The organism is Clostridium pacaense (assembly GCF_020709765.2).
GTDB classification, from domain to species: domain Bacteria; phylum Bacillota; class Clostridia; order Lachnospirales; family Lachnospiraceae; genus Enterocloster; species Enterocloster hominis.
Window position 1 is genome coordinate 107,199 of sequence record NZ_JAJFEB020000002.1, and the last position, 17,647, is coordinate 124,845.

Annotated in this window: 11 protein-coding genes; all 11 read right to left on the reverse strand. The window is 52.7% G+C overall.

Annotation, left to right across the window (positions count from 1 at the left end; translation table 11 throughout):
* Positions 1-7: 7 nt before the first annotated feature.
* The 11 genes from LK536_RS34090 to xth all read right to left on the reverse strand — a co-directional run bounded on the left by LK536_RS34090 (position 8) and on the right by xth (position 17,646).
* Positions 8-1,123 carry a TRAP transporter substrate-binding protein gene (locus tag LK536_RS34090; protein WP_227794561.1) on the reverse strand — a complete coding sequence of 372 codons (1,116 nt, stop codon included), beginning with the start codon at positions 1,121-1,123 and terminating at the stop codon, positions 8-10.
* A 191-nt stretch (positions 1,124-1,314) separates the two neighbouring features.
* Entirely contained in the window at positions 1,315-2,133 is an 819-nt protein-coding gene (locus LK536_RS34095; protein WP_120056504.1) for a response regulator transcription factor, read from the reverse strand.
* A gap of 10 nt (positions 2,134-2,143) precedes the next feature.
* Positions 2,144-3,661, reverse strand: coding sequence for a sensor histidine kinase (locus LK536_RS34100; protein ID WP_227794562.1), 1,518 nt, complete (start codon positions 3,659-3,661; stop codon positions 2,144-2,146).
* Between the two features lie 221 nt (positions 3,662-3,882).
* Complete coding sequence (glgB, locus tag LK536_RS34105) at positions 3,883-6,972, reverse strand: 1,4-alpha-glucan branching protein GlgB (protein ID WP_227794563.1); 3,090 nt, start codon at positions 6,970-6,972, stop codon at positions 3,883-3,885.
* A gap of 61 nt (positions 6,973-7,033) precedes the next feature.
* The gene (locus LK536_RS34110; protein WP_008723942.1) at positions 7,034-7,498 is read right to left on the reverse strand and encodes a methylglyoxal synthase; all 465 of its coding nucleotides are present in this window, start codon (positions 7,496-7,498) and stop codon (positions 7,034-7,036) included.
* A 13-nt stretch (positions 7,499-7,511) separates the two neighbouring features.
* Complete coding sequence (locus LK536_RS34115) at positions 7,512-8,408, reverse strand: fumarylacetoacetate hydrolase family protein (RefSeq protein ID WP_025484310.1); 897 nt, start codon at positions 8,406-8,408, stop codon at positions 7,512-7,514.
* Positions 8,409-8,543: 135 nt separating this feature from the next.
* Complete coding sequence (locus tag LK536_RS34120) at positions 8,544-11,336, reverse strand: cation-translocating P-type ATPase (RefSeq protein ID WP_227794564.1); 2,793 nt, start codon at positions 11,334-11,336, stop codon at positions 8,544-8,546.
* A 182-nt stretch (positions 11,337-11,518) separates the two neighbouring features.
* Positions 11,519-12,676 carry a M20/M25/M40 family metallo-hydrolase gene (locus tag LK536_RS34125; protein WP_331471996.1) on the reverse strand — a complete coding sequence of 386 codons (1,158 nt, stop codon included), beginning with the start codon at positions 12,674-12,676 and terminating at the stop codon, positions 11,519-11,521.
* Complete coding sequence (locus tag LK536_RS34130) at positions 12,666-14,729, reverse strand: alpha-amylase (RefSeq protein WP_227794565.1); 2,064 nt, start codon at positions 14,727-14,729, stop codon at positions 12,666-12,668. The genes LK536_RS34125 and LK536_RS34130 overlap by 11 nt, the downstream gene beginning before the upstream one ends.
* A 234-nt stretch (positions 14,730-14,963) precedes the next feature.
* Entirely contained in the window at positions 14,964-16,838 is a 1,875-nt protein-coding gene (locus tag LK536_RS34135; protein WP_227794566.1) for an ABC-F family ATP-binding cassette domain-containing protein, read from the reverse strand.
* Positions 16,839-16,890: 52 nt separating this feature from the next.
* The gene (xth, locus tag LK536_RS34140; RefSeq protein WP_227794567.1) at positions 16,891-17,646 is read right to left on the reverse strand and encodes an exodeoxyribonuclease III; all 756 of its coding nucleotides are present in this window, start codon (positions 17,644-17,646) and stop codon (positions 16,891-16,893) included.
* Between the last annotated feature and the right edge of the window lies 1 nt (position 17,647).

The following is a 17,647-nucleotide window of genomic DNA, read 5'->3' on the forward strand; positions in this document are numbered from 1 at the left end:
CCGTTTATTAATTGTTCATATCAAGAATCTGCTGATACAGCTCAGCCTGATCCTTTGTGGAAGACTCGATGATATCCTTACAAGCATCCTGCCATGGTTTGATATCAGGAACTTCAACTACATTAATTCCATCAGCCTTCAGCTCATCCAGCACCTTGTTCTCAGCTTCCTCAGAGATGGTCCTGTTGAATTCAGAAGCAACCTTACCAGCTTCCATCAGGATGTTCTGCTGCTCTTCGGTCAGCTTATCCCAAGCCTCGTCCGTGATGATGACCTGGATGGCGCCCAGTGTGTGGCCGTCCAGAATCAGGTTTGGAGCAACTTCCTGGAATGCATTGGATTTGTAGTTGGCAATTGGCTGCTCAGCGCCGTCAACAACACCGGTCTGCAGTGCGGAGTACAGTTCGTTGAAGGAAACAACCGTTGGGCTTGCGCCAAGTCCGTTAACCATACCGTTCATGATCGGGTCGTTGGACACACGTAATTTCATGCCCTTCAGGTCCTCTAAGCCTTTTACTTCCTTAACAGTAAAGAAATGACGGAAACCTTCCTCGCCGTAGAACAGGCCTCTTACACCAAGTCCGTTGTCGTGCGGTTCCATGAGGAATTCAGGAGCCAGTTCGCTGTCAGCAAACTTCCAGAAATGGTCACGGTTTGCAAATGTGTAAGGAATGGAGAGAAGTACGGACTTCTCAGCGCCATAGCTTGTCAGTGCAAATGCAGAAATACGGGAAATATCAATGGTTCCGCCGCCGCCCAGCATGGTATCCAGGACATCGTTCTCAGAACCCAGGACACCGCTGGCCTGCAGGTCAATCTTAATCTTGCCGCCGGACATTTCCTCAACCGTCTCTTTGAACTTGGAATCGGTCTGTCCAACAATCGTGTCTAAGGGGTTAACTTCAGCCATTACCAGGGTAACCTCCGGCATATCGGCTGTGTCGGCAGCTGCCTCGGTCTGAGCCTCCTCCTTGCTCTCTCCAGCTGCCTCACTTGCAGGTGCCTCGGTTGCTGCCGGAGCAGCTGTTGTTGTCGGTGCATCCGGTGTCTTCAGGCCGCAGCCTGCCAGGGAACCAGCTACCATTACTGCGCACAGTGCTGCACTCATCCATCTTTTTTTCATGTAACATATCCTCCTCTTTATACATTTTTTATGCTTTCGCATATTTTGTTTACGTTTTCTTTACGCTAATTAAATTATAAGAGGAAAATCTTAATCTGAACATAGTAAATTTTTGTGAATCATAGTACGATTTTAACCTGTCTTAACATTATCTTTATGCATATATCACACAATATGTCTTTACGCTGCCTTTATCCTCTCTGGAATATGCACAACCGGTACTCTGTTGGGCTTTGTCCTGTAATCCGCTTAAATACCTTTGCGAAATAATTGGAATCCGAATACCCCACCGCCCTGCCGATGTCCTTGACATTCACCGTAGGCTCCGCCAGCATCCTCTTGGCTTCCTCCACCCGATATTCCGTCAGGTAGGACGTGAAATTCTTATTAAAGCACTGCTTAAACAGCTTGCAGAAATAGGCTTCCGAGTAATTCATATGCCGTGCCAGGTCCTGCATGGATATGTCGTACATGTAATTGGTTTCTATATAATGGCTGATGATTTCCGTCACCTTGGACAGACGGACCTGGCCGCCGTCCTCCATGTCATCCCCCGCAGGAAGGGCGGTCTCCGGCAGTTCATACTTCTGGCCCCGTCCGGTCTGGGACTCGGCCGCCTGCCGGTTGGCCTGGTACTCAGCAGCCAGCCGCATGGCTTCCTCCACCACCAGCATCAGCTCCTGCTCATCATAGGGCTTGAGAAGATAATCCAGGGCCCGCACCGTAATGGCCTTTTTTGCATAGGAAAACTCATCAAAGGCAGTCAGGAAAATGATGCAGCATTCCTTATCCTTTTCCCGGATTTTCTGTGCGGCCTCAATCCCGTTAATACCAGGCATTTCGATATCCAGGATTGCAATCTGGATTTTCTCTTCCTCATAGACCCTCAGCGCCTGACGGCCATTTTCAGCCTGGAAGATCACGCATTGATCCCCTATATTCTTCTGTAGGGTTTTATAAAGGACCTTTCTCTCAATCACCTCATCGTCAGCTATCAATAAACGCAGCATGTAATCCCCCCTATGTTGTTTCCTGATTCCCGCTTCCCATTTCCGCATGCTCATCCTGCGGTACGATGACCTGTACCACCGTGCCATTTCCCTCGCTGCTGTATATCCTGAAGTCACCGTTCCTGTACATGGCGTGGATCCGGTGGCAGATGTTCCCAAGCCCAATCCCGACCCGTGCGGTCCCGCCTGCATTGAGGGCAGTGCGCAGTTCCATAAGCCGTTCCTGGCTCATCCCCACTCCGGTATCCGCAACCGATATGATGACCTTATCCTCTTTTTTCCATACCCTTAGAAGGATTTTTCCGCCCTGCTCCTTCTTTGACAGGCCATGGATGATTGCATTTTCCACAATCGGCTGAAGGGTGAAGGCCGGTATGATGGTTTCCTCCTCATCCACTTCCAGCTGGCAGTCATATGCAATGCGGCTGCCAAACCGCATCTGCTGGATGTACATGTAGTCTTTCACCACCTTAAGTTCCTGGGCCAATGGCACAATCTGCTCCGATGTCTTAAGGTTGTACCGGAACAGGCTGCTCATACTGGATATCATCCTCTCCGTGGTGTCCGCCTCCTCCAGCTTGGCCATACATGCAATCATGTTCAGGGTGTTAAACAGGAAATGAGGGTTTATCTGGCTTTTCAGCAGCTCCAGCCTGGCTGCATCCAGACGTTTCTCCATCTCAATGCGGCCAAGTTCCTCTTTATGGAGACGTTCGGCTATCTCATTTTTCTCCTTTAGCGTATTAATATGCCCTTCAGTGGCATGTTTCATCTTATTAAAGGCCTGGACCAACTCGCCCATCTCATCCTTATTCTCAACCGTCACATCATTGCCGCTGAAGTCATTCCTGGCTATCTTCCTGGAACAGTGGGCCAGCCGGACCATAGGGTTAATCAGGGTATTGGACAGAAGCTTGGTCAGACAGATGACGGTTATGATCATCACAATGGAGTATGCCATGATCATATAGGGGATATAATACAGGACCGGGACTTTCTGCTGATAGCTGCTCTTCCCCTCTTTGATGGTGGCCTGCATCAGCCTTCTGGCATAGGTCTGAAGATATCCCTGCATCCCGTACACCTTATAAAGCTTGTCCACAAATCCCCTGTCCTCCGGGTTCATGTGAAGCACTTCATCCCGGAACACACGGTAGCCCTCATATCCGTTTTTAATATTCCAGGTCCTGGCATAGCGCTCCTGGTTGATGTCCGTATATTGAAAAGGCAGGGCCTTTATACTCTCCTCCGTCTTAAAGCAGGCCAGTCTGTACTCCTTGGCCCTTTCCCAGGAACGGTCCCTTACATACTCCTCAAAAGCGGATGCTTCCTGTTCCAGCGCTTCCTGCACATCATAACAGAGGGAATTATCATTTAATATCACATTGAAGCTGTCCAGGGAAAAATTCATGATTAATATGTTAAAGGCAATGGAAAGCCCCATAACCAGAATGACAATGATGGAAAATGTTCCCAGCTTCTTCTTGAGGGAAATTGTCAGCCATAGGTTTTTTATGTATTTGAACATCCTTTCCCCTCCCCATCCATTGACTCCCGGCAGTGTGATACGTATATCCGTTGTGCCTTCAGGGCGTGTTTGGAAACCAAGCATCCCCGGGGCCGCTTCCCTGCCCTGCATATTGCCTGCCTGGTCATTATACCATAAACAGGGAAAGAGCGCAAAGCCTGGGGCCTGCGCTCTCCTTGTATTATATGGTTTTTCTGCGTATTATATGGTTTTTCTGCTCTTTATCTGTTATCTTCTGTTTTCCCGGCCTCTGCTTTGGATGTCCCCAGCCGCTTCTGTCCTGTCTTTGATGTGGATATCTGTTTGGGATCAGTCTTTTTTGTGGATATCTGTTTTGTTCTTTCTTTTTTCGTGGATATCCTGCCGGTTTCTTTCTTAGCTGTAGACAGCTTCTTCTGGTCTGTTTTGGCGGTGGATATCTGCTTCTGGTCGGTCTTGGCGGTGGATATCTGCTTCTGGTCGGTTTTGGCGGTGGATATCTGCTTCTGGTCGGTCTTGGAAGTGGATATCTGCTTCTGGTCGGTCTTGGCGGTGGATATTTGCTTCTGCTCTGTCTTGGCAGTGGATATCTGCTTCTGATCGGTCTTGGCGGTGGATATCTGCTTCTGATCGGTCTTAGCAGTTGTCAGCTTTTTTTGATCCTCTTTTTTAGTGGATAGCCTCTTAGGCGCTGGTTTCTTCTCTGCCTTCTTTTCCGGTTCAGATTTCACTTCTGCCTTCTTCTCAGGCTCCGCTTTTACTTCCACCTTCTTCTCAGGCTCCGCTTTCACTTCTACCTTCTTTTCAGGTTCCGCTTTTACTTCCACCTTCTTCTCAGATTCCGCTTTTACTTCCACCTTCTTCTCTGGCTCCGCTTTCACTTCCACCTTCTTCTCAGGTTTCGCTTTCACTTCTGCCTTCTTCTCAGGCTCCGCTTTCACTTCCGCCTTCTTCTCTGGCTCCGCTTTCACTTCCGCCTTCTTCCCCGGCCCAGCCTTCGATTCCGCCTTACTCCCAGCCTTCTTAACCGTCTTAGCCGCCTGCCCTTTCCCGGCCGCTGCCTTGCCAGTCCCAGCCTTTTTTGCCTTTGGTTCAGGCGTGCAGGTATATATGCTGACACTCATGGGAGGGATATTGACTTCAATGGAATCTTCCTTCTCATCCCATTCAATCTTCTTAGATGACTTCACACGGCCATTGACTTTGCCGCTGCCGCCAAATTCCTTTGCATCGGTGTTGAAGATTTCCTTGTATCTGCCCTCAAAGGGAACCCCTACCCGGAACTTCTCATGTTCCATGTTATCAAAATTACAGATGAACAACAGTGTTTCCCCTGCCTTTTTGCTCTTGCGGACAAACATGACCATGCTTTCATTCTGATAGCTGCAGTTAATCCATTCAAAGCCCTCCGGGTCATAATCCATCTCATACAGGGCCGGATGTTCCAGGTACAGCTTATTCAGCGTCCTCACGTAATCCTGCATATTCTTATGGACAGGCAGTTCCAACAGCCCCCATTCCAGGGACGCGCCCTCATTCCACTCGCTGACCTGGGCATACTCCTGGCCCATGAACAGCAGCTTCTTGCCCGGATGTCCCATCATGAATGCATAGGCCGTCCTCAGGTTCTCTGCCTTTATCTCCAATGTGGCGCCGGGCATCTTTCCAATCATGGAACCCTTGCCATGGACCACCTCGTCATGTGAAAATACCAGCACAAAGTCCTCGCTGTACGCATACAGCATGGAAAATACCAGTTCGCCGTAATTATTCTTCCTGAAATACGGGTCGCAGCGCATATAGTTGGTGAAATCATTCATCCAGCCCATGTTCCACTTATAGTCAAAGCCCAGACCGCCTTCTTTTGCGTTCCCTGTTACCATGGGCCATGCCGTGGACTCCTCTGCAATGATGACCGCTCCATCCCCGCGCCCTTTGAACACAGAGTTCAGATGCTTCAGGAATTCCACTGCTTCCAGGTTCTCGTTGCCGCCATATATGTTAGGCACCCATTCCCCGTCATTCTTTCCATAATCCAGGTACAGCATGGAGGCCACCGCATCCATACGGATAGCATCCGCATGGTACTTCTCAGCCCAGAAAAGCGCATTGGCAATCAGGAAGTTGGAAACCCCGGGACGGCCGTAATTGTAAATCAACGTTCCCCAATGTGGGTGCGAACCCTTGCGGGGGTCCATGTGTTCATAAACGCACGTGCCGTCAAAATTAGCCATGCCGTAAGCATCACGCGGGAAATGGGCGGGCACCCAGTCCAGGATAACCCCGATTCCCCTGCCATGCATGTAGTCCATAAAGTACATGAAGTCATCGGGCGTGCCATATCTGCTGGTTGGCGCATAATAGCCTGTGACCTGGTATCCCCAGGACTCGTCCAGCGGGTGCTCCATTACCGGCATCAGCTCCACATGGGTATATCCCATGTCCTGCACATAATCAGCCAGCCTGACTGCTATTTCCCTGTAATTATAGAATTCCGAGCCCACTATATCCTCTCCGGACTCATCCTTTGCGGCTTCTTTTCTCATCCAGGAACCAAGATGGACCTCATAGATATTGAACGGCCTGTCCTTTGTACCGGTCTTGGCCCGCTTGTCCATCCAGGCCCTGTCGTTCCACTGGTACTGGTTGATATCCCACACAACCGAAGCGTTGTTGGGACGCAGCTCCGCATAATTGCCGTAGGGGTCGGCCTTTAACATGGGCAGTCCTGCCTTTGTCTTGACCTCATACTTATAAATCACGCCTGTTGTCAGACCAGGGATAAACAGTTCGAACACACTGCCGTCGCCTTCCCCAATCCGGCGCATCTGATGGCGTCTTCCATCCCAGAGGTTAAAGTCCCCCACCACGCTGACGCGCATGGCGCAGGGCGCCCATACGGAAAAATACACGCCTGAAACACCGTTTATGGTCATTGGATGCGCGCCCATCTTATCATAGATGGAATAATGTATGCCTGCTGCAAATTTCTTAAGGTCCTCTGAAGCGAACTGCGGCGCATAGGCGTATGGGTCATGGATTTCATCCGTCACACCATTGTCATAGGTCACAAGCAGTGTATATGCCGCCATGCTCTTCCTGGGAATGAGGACTGCAAAGAATCCAGCCTCGTCAGCCAGCTCCATGGGATACTTCCTGCCAGTGGATGCAATCTTCACAACAACCTCCGCTGCCGTGGGAATCAGGGCCTGAATCAAAAGGCCGGATTCCGTCAGATGAGGTCCCAGCATGGCGTGGGGATTGGATGCCTCTGAATACACCAGTTCCTCAATTCCCGCCCAATCCATCAAATCATATAAATTCTGTTCCATATTATGTGCCCCCTTATCTGCTTCATTCTTCATCCTAACATTCAGTGATGCGGCAAATACATCAGAGCGTATTCGCCCTCTCAGTTATATTCTGCTTAAAATTCACCACATCATGCTCATATTCTTCATCCATAAGAGGAGATGTAATCATGAAATCCGCACTGGCCTTGTTGTTGGCAATGGGAATATCATAAACCTGGGCAATCCTTAAAAGTGCCTTCACATCCGGGTCATGGGGCTGTGCCGTCAGCGGGTCGGAGAAAAAGATCACAAAGTCAATCTTCCCTTCCACAATCTTTGCGCCTATCTGCTGGTCGCCTCCCAGCGGGCCGCTGTTATACCCCTTCACAGGAAGGTCGGTTGCGTCCGTAATCATGCGGGCCGTGGTCCCTGTCCCGCACAGGAAGTGCTTGGACAGTATATCCTTGTGTTCATCACACCACTGGATCAGCTCACGCTTTTTCTGGTCGTGGGCAATCAGGGCAATGTTCTTCTGTTTACGTATGGTCATAGGTAAATAGTCCATTTTTATCCTCCTCTCAGTCCATTACCTTATTGGCAATGGTTCCAATTCCTTCAATGGTACACTCCACCACATCGCCTGGCTTCAGGAATCTGGGCGGGTCAAATCCCATGCCCACCCCGGCCGGTGTCCCGGTGGCAATAATGGTTCCTGCCTTCAGTGTCATGCCCTGGGACAGTTCACTGACAATATGGTCAATATCAAATATAAGCAGACGGGTGTTGCTGTCCTGGCGCAGTTCCCCGTTTACCCTGGACTGTATCTGCACATGGGGCGGATACTGCAGTTCATCCACCGTGGCAATACATGGGCCCATGGGAAGGAAACCGTCCAGGCCCTTGCCGAAATACCACTGCTTATGCTGTGTCTGCAGGGTACGGGCGCTCACATCGTTGATGATGGTGTACCCGAAAATGTAATCCTTTACCTGGGACGCAGGCACATGGGAGGCCTCCCTGCCGATGATGACTGCCAGTTCGGCCTCATAATCCAGGTCTTTTACAATATCCTGATGGCTGGGAATGCCTTCCCCCGGCGCAGTGGCCTGGTTCACCCTCTTTGAAAAGTAGATGGCAAAGGGCCTTTCCCCGCTGAATTCTTCCTTCTTATAGCGGGCGGATTCCTCTGCATGGGCCATGTAATTGACCCCCAGACAGATCACATCCTGCCTTGGATTGGGAATCGGAGCTTTAAGGCATACCTCTTCCATGGGGGCCGCCCCTTTTATCTTATATGGGTCCTGGCCGGACGCATAGTCCAGCAACTGTTTTTCCGAATCACTGATGTTCTCAATCAGTTCCTGCATGGTTTTGTAATCCATATCCAGCGATGTCAGGGGATATATCCATCTGCCGTCTTTGCTGATTACCCCAAGTCCGGATTTGTGTTCGATTTCATATGTTACAAGTCTCATGATACCCTCCTGATTCTTCCGGCCCGCGCCATATCAGTTACGGCGGCTGCGCCGAAATCATTTCTAAGGTTTACTCTACCACATTTTTCCGAACTTTTCTACGATTTTGCCATTATTTCAGAAATCAGACACTATTTAGACAATGGATTCCTTTATTATTTTATGTATCTGGATCACCAGGGTGGGCAGGAATGCAGCTGAAACAATGGTGGACAGCTGGCTCAGGCTCAGATCCGCCGCCGCAAACATGATCTGCAGCCCCGGAACGAATAATACGGCTGCCAGAAGCAGGGCGCCCAGCTGGAATGCCATGACGCTGTACAGGTTGCTTCCCAGTCCCAGCCGGATGATGGAATGGCTGCTGCGGCAGTTAAATCCATGGAACAGACGGGCCAGGGTCAGGGTGGAGAATGCCATGGTACACGCCCTTCCCGGCCCTCCCTCATGAAGCCCCGTGGTATAGGCCCACATGGTGGCTGCCGCTATGAGGCCGCCCTGGACCAGGATGTCGCGTATGAAGGAGGCGGTCAGTATCCCCTCCCTGGGATTCCTGGGCGGTTCCTTTAACAGTCCGTCCTCCGGCGGCTCCATGCCGATTGCAATGGCGGGAAGGGAATCCGTAATCAGGTTGATGAACAGCAGGTGCACCGGTGCAAAGGGCAGCGGCAGCGCCAGCAGGGAGGTATACAGTACACATAGGATTCCCGCCATGTTACCGGACAGCAGGAACTGGATGGCATTCTTTATGTTCCGGTAAACGTTCCTGCCATTGGCCACCGCCTTTATGATGGTGGCAAAATTATCATCCGCCAGGATCATGGATGCGGCGTCCTTGGACACCTCGGTCCCGGTAATGCCCATGGCCACGCCGATATCCGCCTTTTTAAGGGCCGGAGCATCGTTGACGCCGTCCCCTGTCATGGCTACGATATGGCCCCTTCTCTGCCATGCGCTGACAATCCGTATCTTATGCTCCGGCGAAACGCGGGCGTACACGGATATGTGCTCCAGCCTCCGGTCTAACTCCTCTTCCTCCATCAGGTCCAGCTCCGCCCCGGTGGCTGCCATGTCCCCCGGCGTCAATATGCCAATCCTCTCCGCGATTGCCATGGCCGTTACCTTGTGGTCTCCGGTTATCATCACCGGGCGGATTCCGGCCTGCCTGGCGCTGGCAACCGCTGAACGTGATTCCGGCCTGGGGGGATCCATCATCGCCATAAGGCCAAGGAAGATAAGGTCCTCCTCCTCGCCGTTCTTGCCTGCCTCCGCATAAGGACGGCAGGCCAATGCCAGCACGCGCAGTCCCCTGGACGACCAGAGGGTGTTCTGGTTCAGGATTCTCTGTCTGTCCGAGGAGGACAGGCTGCGGGAGGGAACGTCCCCGGTCCCGGTTCCGGTTCCGCTCCTGTATCCGGCTCCGCCCCCGTATCCGGTTCCACTCCTGTATCCGGTTTTGCTCCCGTATCCGGTTCCGCCTTCAGGTCCATCCGGGAATCTGTCTCCTGCTTCGGCGGCAGACAGCTTGCCGCTGGTTTTCCCCTCTGCCTGGCTGGCGGCCGGGTTTGCAAGACGGCTGCATTTTTTCAGAAGCACATCCACGGCGCCTTTGACAAAAATCAGCTCCTGTCCCTCCACCTCGTTAACCGTGGTCATCAGCTTCCTGGCTGAGTCAAAGGGGATTTCCCGTTTCCTGTGGTTCATCATCCGCACCTGCTCCGGAATCATCCCCGCCTCCCGCGCCATGTGGAGCAGGGCAATCTCCATGGGGTCCCCCTCATCCTGTCCCCCGCCCGAGGAGGCATTGTTGTTGAGCACGGCGCCGTACAGGAACAGTTTTACATCCATCCTGTTCCTGCTGCGGCCCAGCCACATCACATCCTGTTCCGTGTGGTTGATATAGACCCGTTCCACGTCCATCCGGTTCTGTGTCAGGGTGCCTGTTTTATCGGAACAGATTACAGACACACAGCCCAGGCTTTCCACTGCCTTTAAATCCTTGATGATGGCCTGTTCCTTTGCCATCTTCTGGGTTCCCATGGCCTGGACGATGGTGACAATGGAACTGAGGGCCTCGGGAATCGCCGCCACCGCCAGGGCCACTGCAAACATCAGGGCGTCCAGTACCGGCTCCCTGCGGTACAGGCTCAGAAGGAATACCAGGCCGCATATGGCTATGATGGCCATAGCCAGGCGGCCGGAGAAACGGTCCAGGCTGACCTGGAGCGGCGTTTTCTTCTCCTTTGTCTCATTCATCAGGGACGCAATCCTGCCAATCTCCGTGTCCATGCCCGTGGCAGTGACAACGGCCATGGCCCTGCCCGAGGTCACCAGGGAACCGGAAAACACCATATTGGTCCTGTCCGCCAGCGCCACTGCGGATTCCCTGCCTTTTATGGCCTTTGTATGTTTTTCCACACTGAGGGATTCCCCGGTCAGGGAGCTTTCATTGACAGTAAACCCGTGAACCTCTAAAAGCCGCCCGTCCGCAGCCACCAGGTCCCCTGTTTCCATCATCAGGATATCCCCAGGGACCACCATTGAGGAGGGAATCACTTCCAGCGATCCCGCCCGGATGACCCTGGCTTCCGGGGAGGACAGCTGCTTTAAGCTGTCCAGGGATTTCTCTGCCTTCTGGTGCTGGACCGTGCCAAGCACCGCATTAAGCAGAAGGACTGCGAAAATGACCATGGCGCTCTCCGGGTCACCTGTCAGCATGGAGACAGCTGCCGCCGCAATCAGGATGATGACCAGCAGGTCCTTAAACTGGGACAGGAACACCTGCCACCACTGAAGCCTGCCGTTGTCCTCCAGTACATTTTCCCCATATTTTTCAAGCCTTGCCTCGGCGTCCCTATCATCGATTCCCTGCCGTCCGGTTTCAAGGCTGCTCAATACATCCGTTCCTGACAGTTCATGCCATTCTGCCATCTGTCTCTCCCCTCTTCCCAAACACATCATCTTTTTCAGGGTACAAAAATGCCCCCAAAGACATACACGCCTTTGGGAGCACTCCATATCTTCCCACGCTTCCTGCTATCGTGGACATTCCTTAAGAGTACCCACTCTAAATCTATGTAGGGGAAATTATCATTATGACCCGGGAGCAATTTTCAGTCATGTCCCAATATCATCTCAAACGCCACCCGGTATCCCTGTTCCAGGGACGCGGTCTCCACGTATTCATCCCTTGTATGGGCGCCGCTGCCCGTGAAGCTTCCCACGCACACACTGGGGATTCCAAGGGAAAGGGGGATATTGCAGTCGGTGGAGCCGGAATGGCGTTTAGGTTCAGCACCCGTGACGCCGCTTACCGCCCGGATAGCACGTTCCACCAGCGCACGTTCCTTTTCCGGATCCACATCACCGCCGCAGGGCCGCAGGCCGATTACCTCCAGGTCCACGTCCGCGCCCTCTGATTTTACCTGTTCAATGACATCCAGGAACATTTTCTCCATATAGTCCATGTTTTCCCTGGATTCGGAACGGAACTCATAGAGCATCTGAGCCTGCTGGGCAATGGTGTTGACCGATGTGCCTCCGGTTATCATGCCTACGTTGTAGGTGGTCCTGCCGCCTTTTTCCGGCACACGGAGCGCATACAGCCTGCTGATTATGTCCGCCAGCCTGGCAATGGCATTGTCGCGGCCAAAGTCATTATAGGAATGGCCGCCCTGGGTTTTTACACATACCCGGAACCGTTTGGAGCCGACGGCGCTGTCCACAATGCTGTCCAGGCCGCTGTCAAAGGTGCAGAAGGACACCATCCTGCTGCCGTAGACCTGACAGATTTTCCTTACCCCCTTCAGATTGCCCAGCCCCTCCTCGCCTGAATTGCATACCAGCACCAGTCCGGTGTCCTTCTGCCCCCTCAGTTCCTTCCATCCAGGGGTTCCCACATGCCCTGCAATGTACTTTGCAGCCAGCAGGAGACTGACCAGGCATGCCGTGTCATCCCCCACGCCGGGACAGTAAATCCGTCCATCCTCCACACGGAGAGGAAGTTCCTCCTCATCCGGGAACACCACATCCGTGTGGGCCATATACACCTCTACCGGGACATCATTCCCTGCATCCACGGGATAGACCACGTTCAGGGCCTCATCCACATAGACCCCCTCCGCACCCTGGGCCTTCAGCCACTCACTGCAGAACCTGGCCCGCTTCTCCTCATGGTTGGACGGTGCCGGAATCCTTGCCAGGGTCAGGAGCAGTTCGTAGGCTTCTTCCCTGTGGTTTTGTATATATTGGAGTATTTCTTCATTCAACATGGATATCTGATTCCTTCCGGTTATTTTTTGTCGCCTTGGTTTTATAGGGGGATGCTTTTTTCACAGAGGGCTTATCCGCCGGTCCGCCTGCCGCTTTTTCCCCAACAGACTTATCCGCCTGCCCGCCTGCCGATTTTTCCCCAACAGGCTTATCCGCCGGTCCAGCCGCCGTTCTTTCCCCAACAGGCTCATCTGCCGTCCCGCCGGCCGCCTCCTTCCCAATCAGCACCACAATGCTTCTGGCCTTCACCATTATCTTCTTCTGGTCCATCACCAGGCATTCCGCGCCGGGCGCATATATGGCGTCCTCCTCTTCCGTGTTCACGGCAATATGCCAGCTAAGCTTCTTTGGAAGGTTGGGCAGTGCAAACACGCACGGCTCCCAGTACATATTATAGGCAACATAGAAATAGTCATCGTCCCCGCCATCCTTTTCCCCATACTTCCCGCAGTACAGGATTCCCAGCTGGCGGCAGTAATTCTCAAACATGGGGCACCAGGTCTTAAGGCCGTGATAGGACACGTCCGGCATGCCCACGGACTTATAATCCAGAAGCGCTGGTTCCTTGGACATATGGAAAACAGGATGTTCCCTGCGCAGGGCTATGAGTTGTTTCACAAATCCGAATAAGTCCCGGTTGGTATCCAGAAGCCGCCAGTTAATCCAGGAGATTTCATTGTCCTGGCAGTAGGCATTGTTATTGCCTTTCCGAGTCCTGCCAAACTCATCCCCGGCCATGATTAACGGCGTTCCCTGGCTCAGGAACAGAAGCACCATGGCGTTGCGCAGCTGCTGCTTCCTCATCCGGACAATCCGTTTCTTCCTGCTCGGCCCCTCTTCCCCGCAGTTCCAGGACAGGTTATAGTCCGTACCGTCCCGGTTGTCCTCCCCGTTGGCCTCGTTGTGCTTCCGGTCATAGGACACCAGGTCCATCATGGTAAATCCATTGGTGTTGGCCATGTAATTAATGGCCCCCACCTTCTCCGGGTTATGGCGGGTATGGAAGGCCAGATGGTCCATGTGCCCCTCATCCCCTTTTAGCAGCCCCCGCATATCCATCATGAAACCGTCATTATACCTGGCCAGGTGCCTGCACGTCCCAGGCTCAACGCCTTCCCAGTCAGGGGCAAACAGTTTCAGCCTGCTGAGATACGGATCCTCCCCCAGCAGCTTGACCGGCGCATAACCAATCAGATGGATTCCATCCACATGGTACTCATGGGCCCAGAAGCGCACCGCATCCAGCACATAGGCCGGGGCTTCCTTTCCGTCAAAGAACAGCTCAATCACAATCTCAAGCCCTTCCCGGTGAAACGCCTTTACCATGTCCTTAAATTCCCTCACCGGCTCCTTCCCGCCGCCGCTGGAGTAAGCGCTTTTGGGCGCAAAGGAATGTCCCCGGGTGTATCCCCAGTAATTCAGCTTCCCATCCGGTTTTTCCGGTTCAAACGGACTGTCATTGTGGACAGGCATGATGATTTCGTCAAATTCAACCGGAGGCATCATTTCCACGGTCGTGACCCCCAGCTCCTTGAGATAGGGTATCTTTTCAGCAATGCCTTTAAACGTACCCCGGTCCGACTGCTTTACCCCCGATGAGGCGTGCTTTGTAAATCCCCTTGGATGTATATGGTAAATCACGCATTGCTCATATGGTATCCGGGGCAGCATGTCCCCTTCCCAGTCATATACCTCCCCTGCGCTGATTACCGGGCACCGCACCGGTCTGCCAACCCGTTCCAGGCTTCCCCAATGCTCCATGCCGGTAAACTGCCTGCCATAAGGATCCGGCGTCTCCTTCCCATCCACCTCATAGGTATAGAAAAGCCCTTCAAAGTCCCCCAGCACAGTAACATTCCACACATCCCCGGTCCTTAGGGCATCCGGGAACCAGATCCGGTCCAGGGGCGCCGTGCCTCCCTTCTTATATAGAAGCAGGGCGCAGCTTTTTCCTTTTGACGCATATGAAAAATGCATTCCTCCGGCAACAGCGGTTACACCCATTGCATATATCCTTCCATCGGTCCTGCCTATCTGAAAACCCTTTTTCATCTCTAGTTACCGCCTTTCCTCAAACCGCCTGTGTCCAATCAGACACGATACAAAAAGTATATAATCACTTTGTCCCTTTGTCAACAAAATAGCCCCTTCCCTGTAATATCGTCATCCATTTTCCATTTATGTATTTCAGTTTCAGATAATATTCCCCATTTATGCGGAAAAAACAACCGCAGTGAATCCCAATCCACTGCGGCCGTAGTATTAATATAATAATCCCATTCCCCATTATTTCTGCGCTTCAATCTGCTCCATCAGCTCATTCAGATACATCCAGCGCTCCATTTTCTCTTCCAGTTCTTTTTCCTTTGCATCTTTTTCAGCCATCAGTTCATTGAGCCTGGTGTAATTGCTGGAGGACCGGACGATTTCCTTTCCCAGTTCTTCCACCGCTGCCTCCAGGGCTGCGATATCCTCCTCAATGGTCTCCCAGTCCCTTTGCTCCTTAAACGAAAGCTTCAGCTTCCTGGTGACGTTCTGGCCATCTTTCCAGTTATTACGCTTAGCGGCCTGGTTTCCATCCTGGGCCTCCTGCGCATTCCCGGCGCTTCCCCCTCCGGTTCCCGGGGCTTCCCCGGAAGCCGTACGGTTTCCGGCCTGATCCGCCTCGGCCCTGACCGACCTCTGGTAGTCCGTGAAGCCGCCCTCATACTGGGTCACCCGGCCCTGTCCCTCAAAGGCAAAGATGCGGTTTACCACACGGTCCAGGAAATACCTGTCATGGGAAACCGTTATCACAATCCCGGGAAATGTATCCAGATAATCCTCCAGGATTGTCAGCGTCTGGATATCCAGGTCATTGGTAGGCTCGTCCAGAAGGATTACATTGGGCGCTTCCATAAGGATGCGCAGCAGGTAAAGCCTGCGCTTCTCACCGCCGGACAGCCTGCTTATGGCCGTATACTGGATACTGGACGGGAATAAGAACCGCTCCAGCATCTGGCTTGCGCTGATGCTCCCGTCCTTTGTCTTCACATACTCCGCTACATTTTTTATATAATCAATGACCTTCAGGCTTTCGTCCATGGCTTCATTTTCCTGTGAAAAATAACCTATTTTCACGGTCTGCCCTATCTCCACCGTGCCGGAGTCCGGCTGTACCCAGCCCACTATGATTTTCATCAGGGTGGATTTGCCGCTTCCGTTGGGGCCTATGATGCCCACCCGGTCGCTCTTTAGGAAAATGTAGGTAAAGTCCTTCATCAGCACCTTGTCCCCATAGGATTTGCAAAGGTCCTTTACCTCCACCGTGGTGCGTCCCAGTCGGCTGGCAATGGATTCCAGCTCCACATTCCGGTCATACTCAGGCCCTGTCTGGTCCCGCAGTTCCTCATAGCGCTGTATGTGGGCCTTCTGCTTAGTGGAACGCGCCCTGGCGCCCCTCTGGATCCACGCAATCTCCCTGCGAAGGATGGACTGGCGCTTGCGCTCCGTGGCCTCCGCCATCTCCAGCCGTTCCGCCTTAAGCCTGAGGAACGCCTCATACCCTCCCTGATAACCGTAGAGCTTCCCCTGGTCCAGCTCCACAATCCGGTTCACCACGCTGTCCAGGAAATACCTGTCATGGGTAATCATGAGAAGGGCGCCCCGGAAGTTCTTTAAGTAATCCTCCAGCCAGTCGGCCATGGCGCTGTCCAGATGGTTGGTAGGCTCGTCCAGGATCAGCAGCTCCGCCCGGCTCATGAGCACGCCCGCCAGGGCCACACGCTTGCGCTGGCCCCCTGAGAGGGTCTCCACCTTGGCGTCATGGTCCCTGATTCCCAGCTCATTGAGCATGCTTTTCGCAGTGGCGGACATCTCTTCCCTGGAGCTGTAGTGGGTTTCATTTTCATTGCCCCGCAGGATGCTTTCCAGCACCGTGTCCCCCTGGGTAAACTCCGGTATCTGGGGCAGATAGCGGATATAGAGGTTCCTTGTGCGGACCACGGTGCCGTCATCCGGCTCCTCCAGTCCTGCCACGATTTTCAGGAGGGTGGACTTGCCTGTGCCGTTGATGCCGATCAGGCCCACCTTCTCACCCTCATTGATGGAAAATGCAGTGTCGTCAAACAGCCGCCTTTCCGTGTATGATTTTGTCAAATGTTCAATTGTTACTAGATTCATCTATCTATCATCCCTCTGCCTTTTTACAGGCTCCTTTGCACAAAACAGCTCCTTACTCCATCACCAGCTCTACCGGACAGTGGTCAGAACCCATGACTTCCGTATGGATGGCAGCGCTGACCAGCCTGTCCTTCAGGCTTTCAGACACGCAGAAATAGTCGATGCGCCACCCTGCGTTCTTGGCCCTGGCGCTGAAACGGTAGGACCACCAGGAATAAATCCCCTCCGCATCCGGATAAAAATACCGGAAGGTATCGATAAATCCAGCTGCCAGCAGATCTGTGAATTTCCCGCGCTCTTCATCCGTGAATCCGGCATTCTTCCGGTTGGTCTTGGGATTCTTAAGGTCAATCTCCTTGTGGGCCACATTCAGGTCCCCGCAGAAAACCACTGGTTTCTTCTTCTCAAGCCCCTTTAGGTAAGCCAGGAAATCATCCTCCCACTTCATCCTGTAGTCCAGCCTTGCAAGGCCGTCCTGGGAATTAGGGGTATAGCAGGTAACTACATAGTAATCCGGGAACTCAGCGGTAATCACCCGGCCTTCCGTGTCATGCTCCTCCATCCCAATCCCATAGGACACGGATAAAGGCTCTTCCCTGGTAAACATGGCTGTACCGGAATATCCCTTTTTCAGGGCATAGTTCCAGTACTGGTGATATCCGGGAAGGTCCAGGTCAATCTGTCCCTCCTGCAGCTTGCTTTCCTGTATACAGAATACATCCGCGTCAATTTCCTTGAAGAAATCCAGGAATCCCTTTCCGACGCAGGCCCTGAGTCCGTTTACATTCCATGAAATAAATTTTGCCATC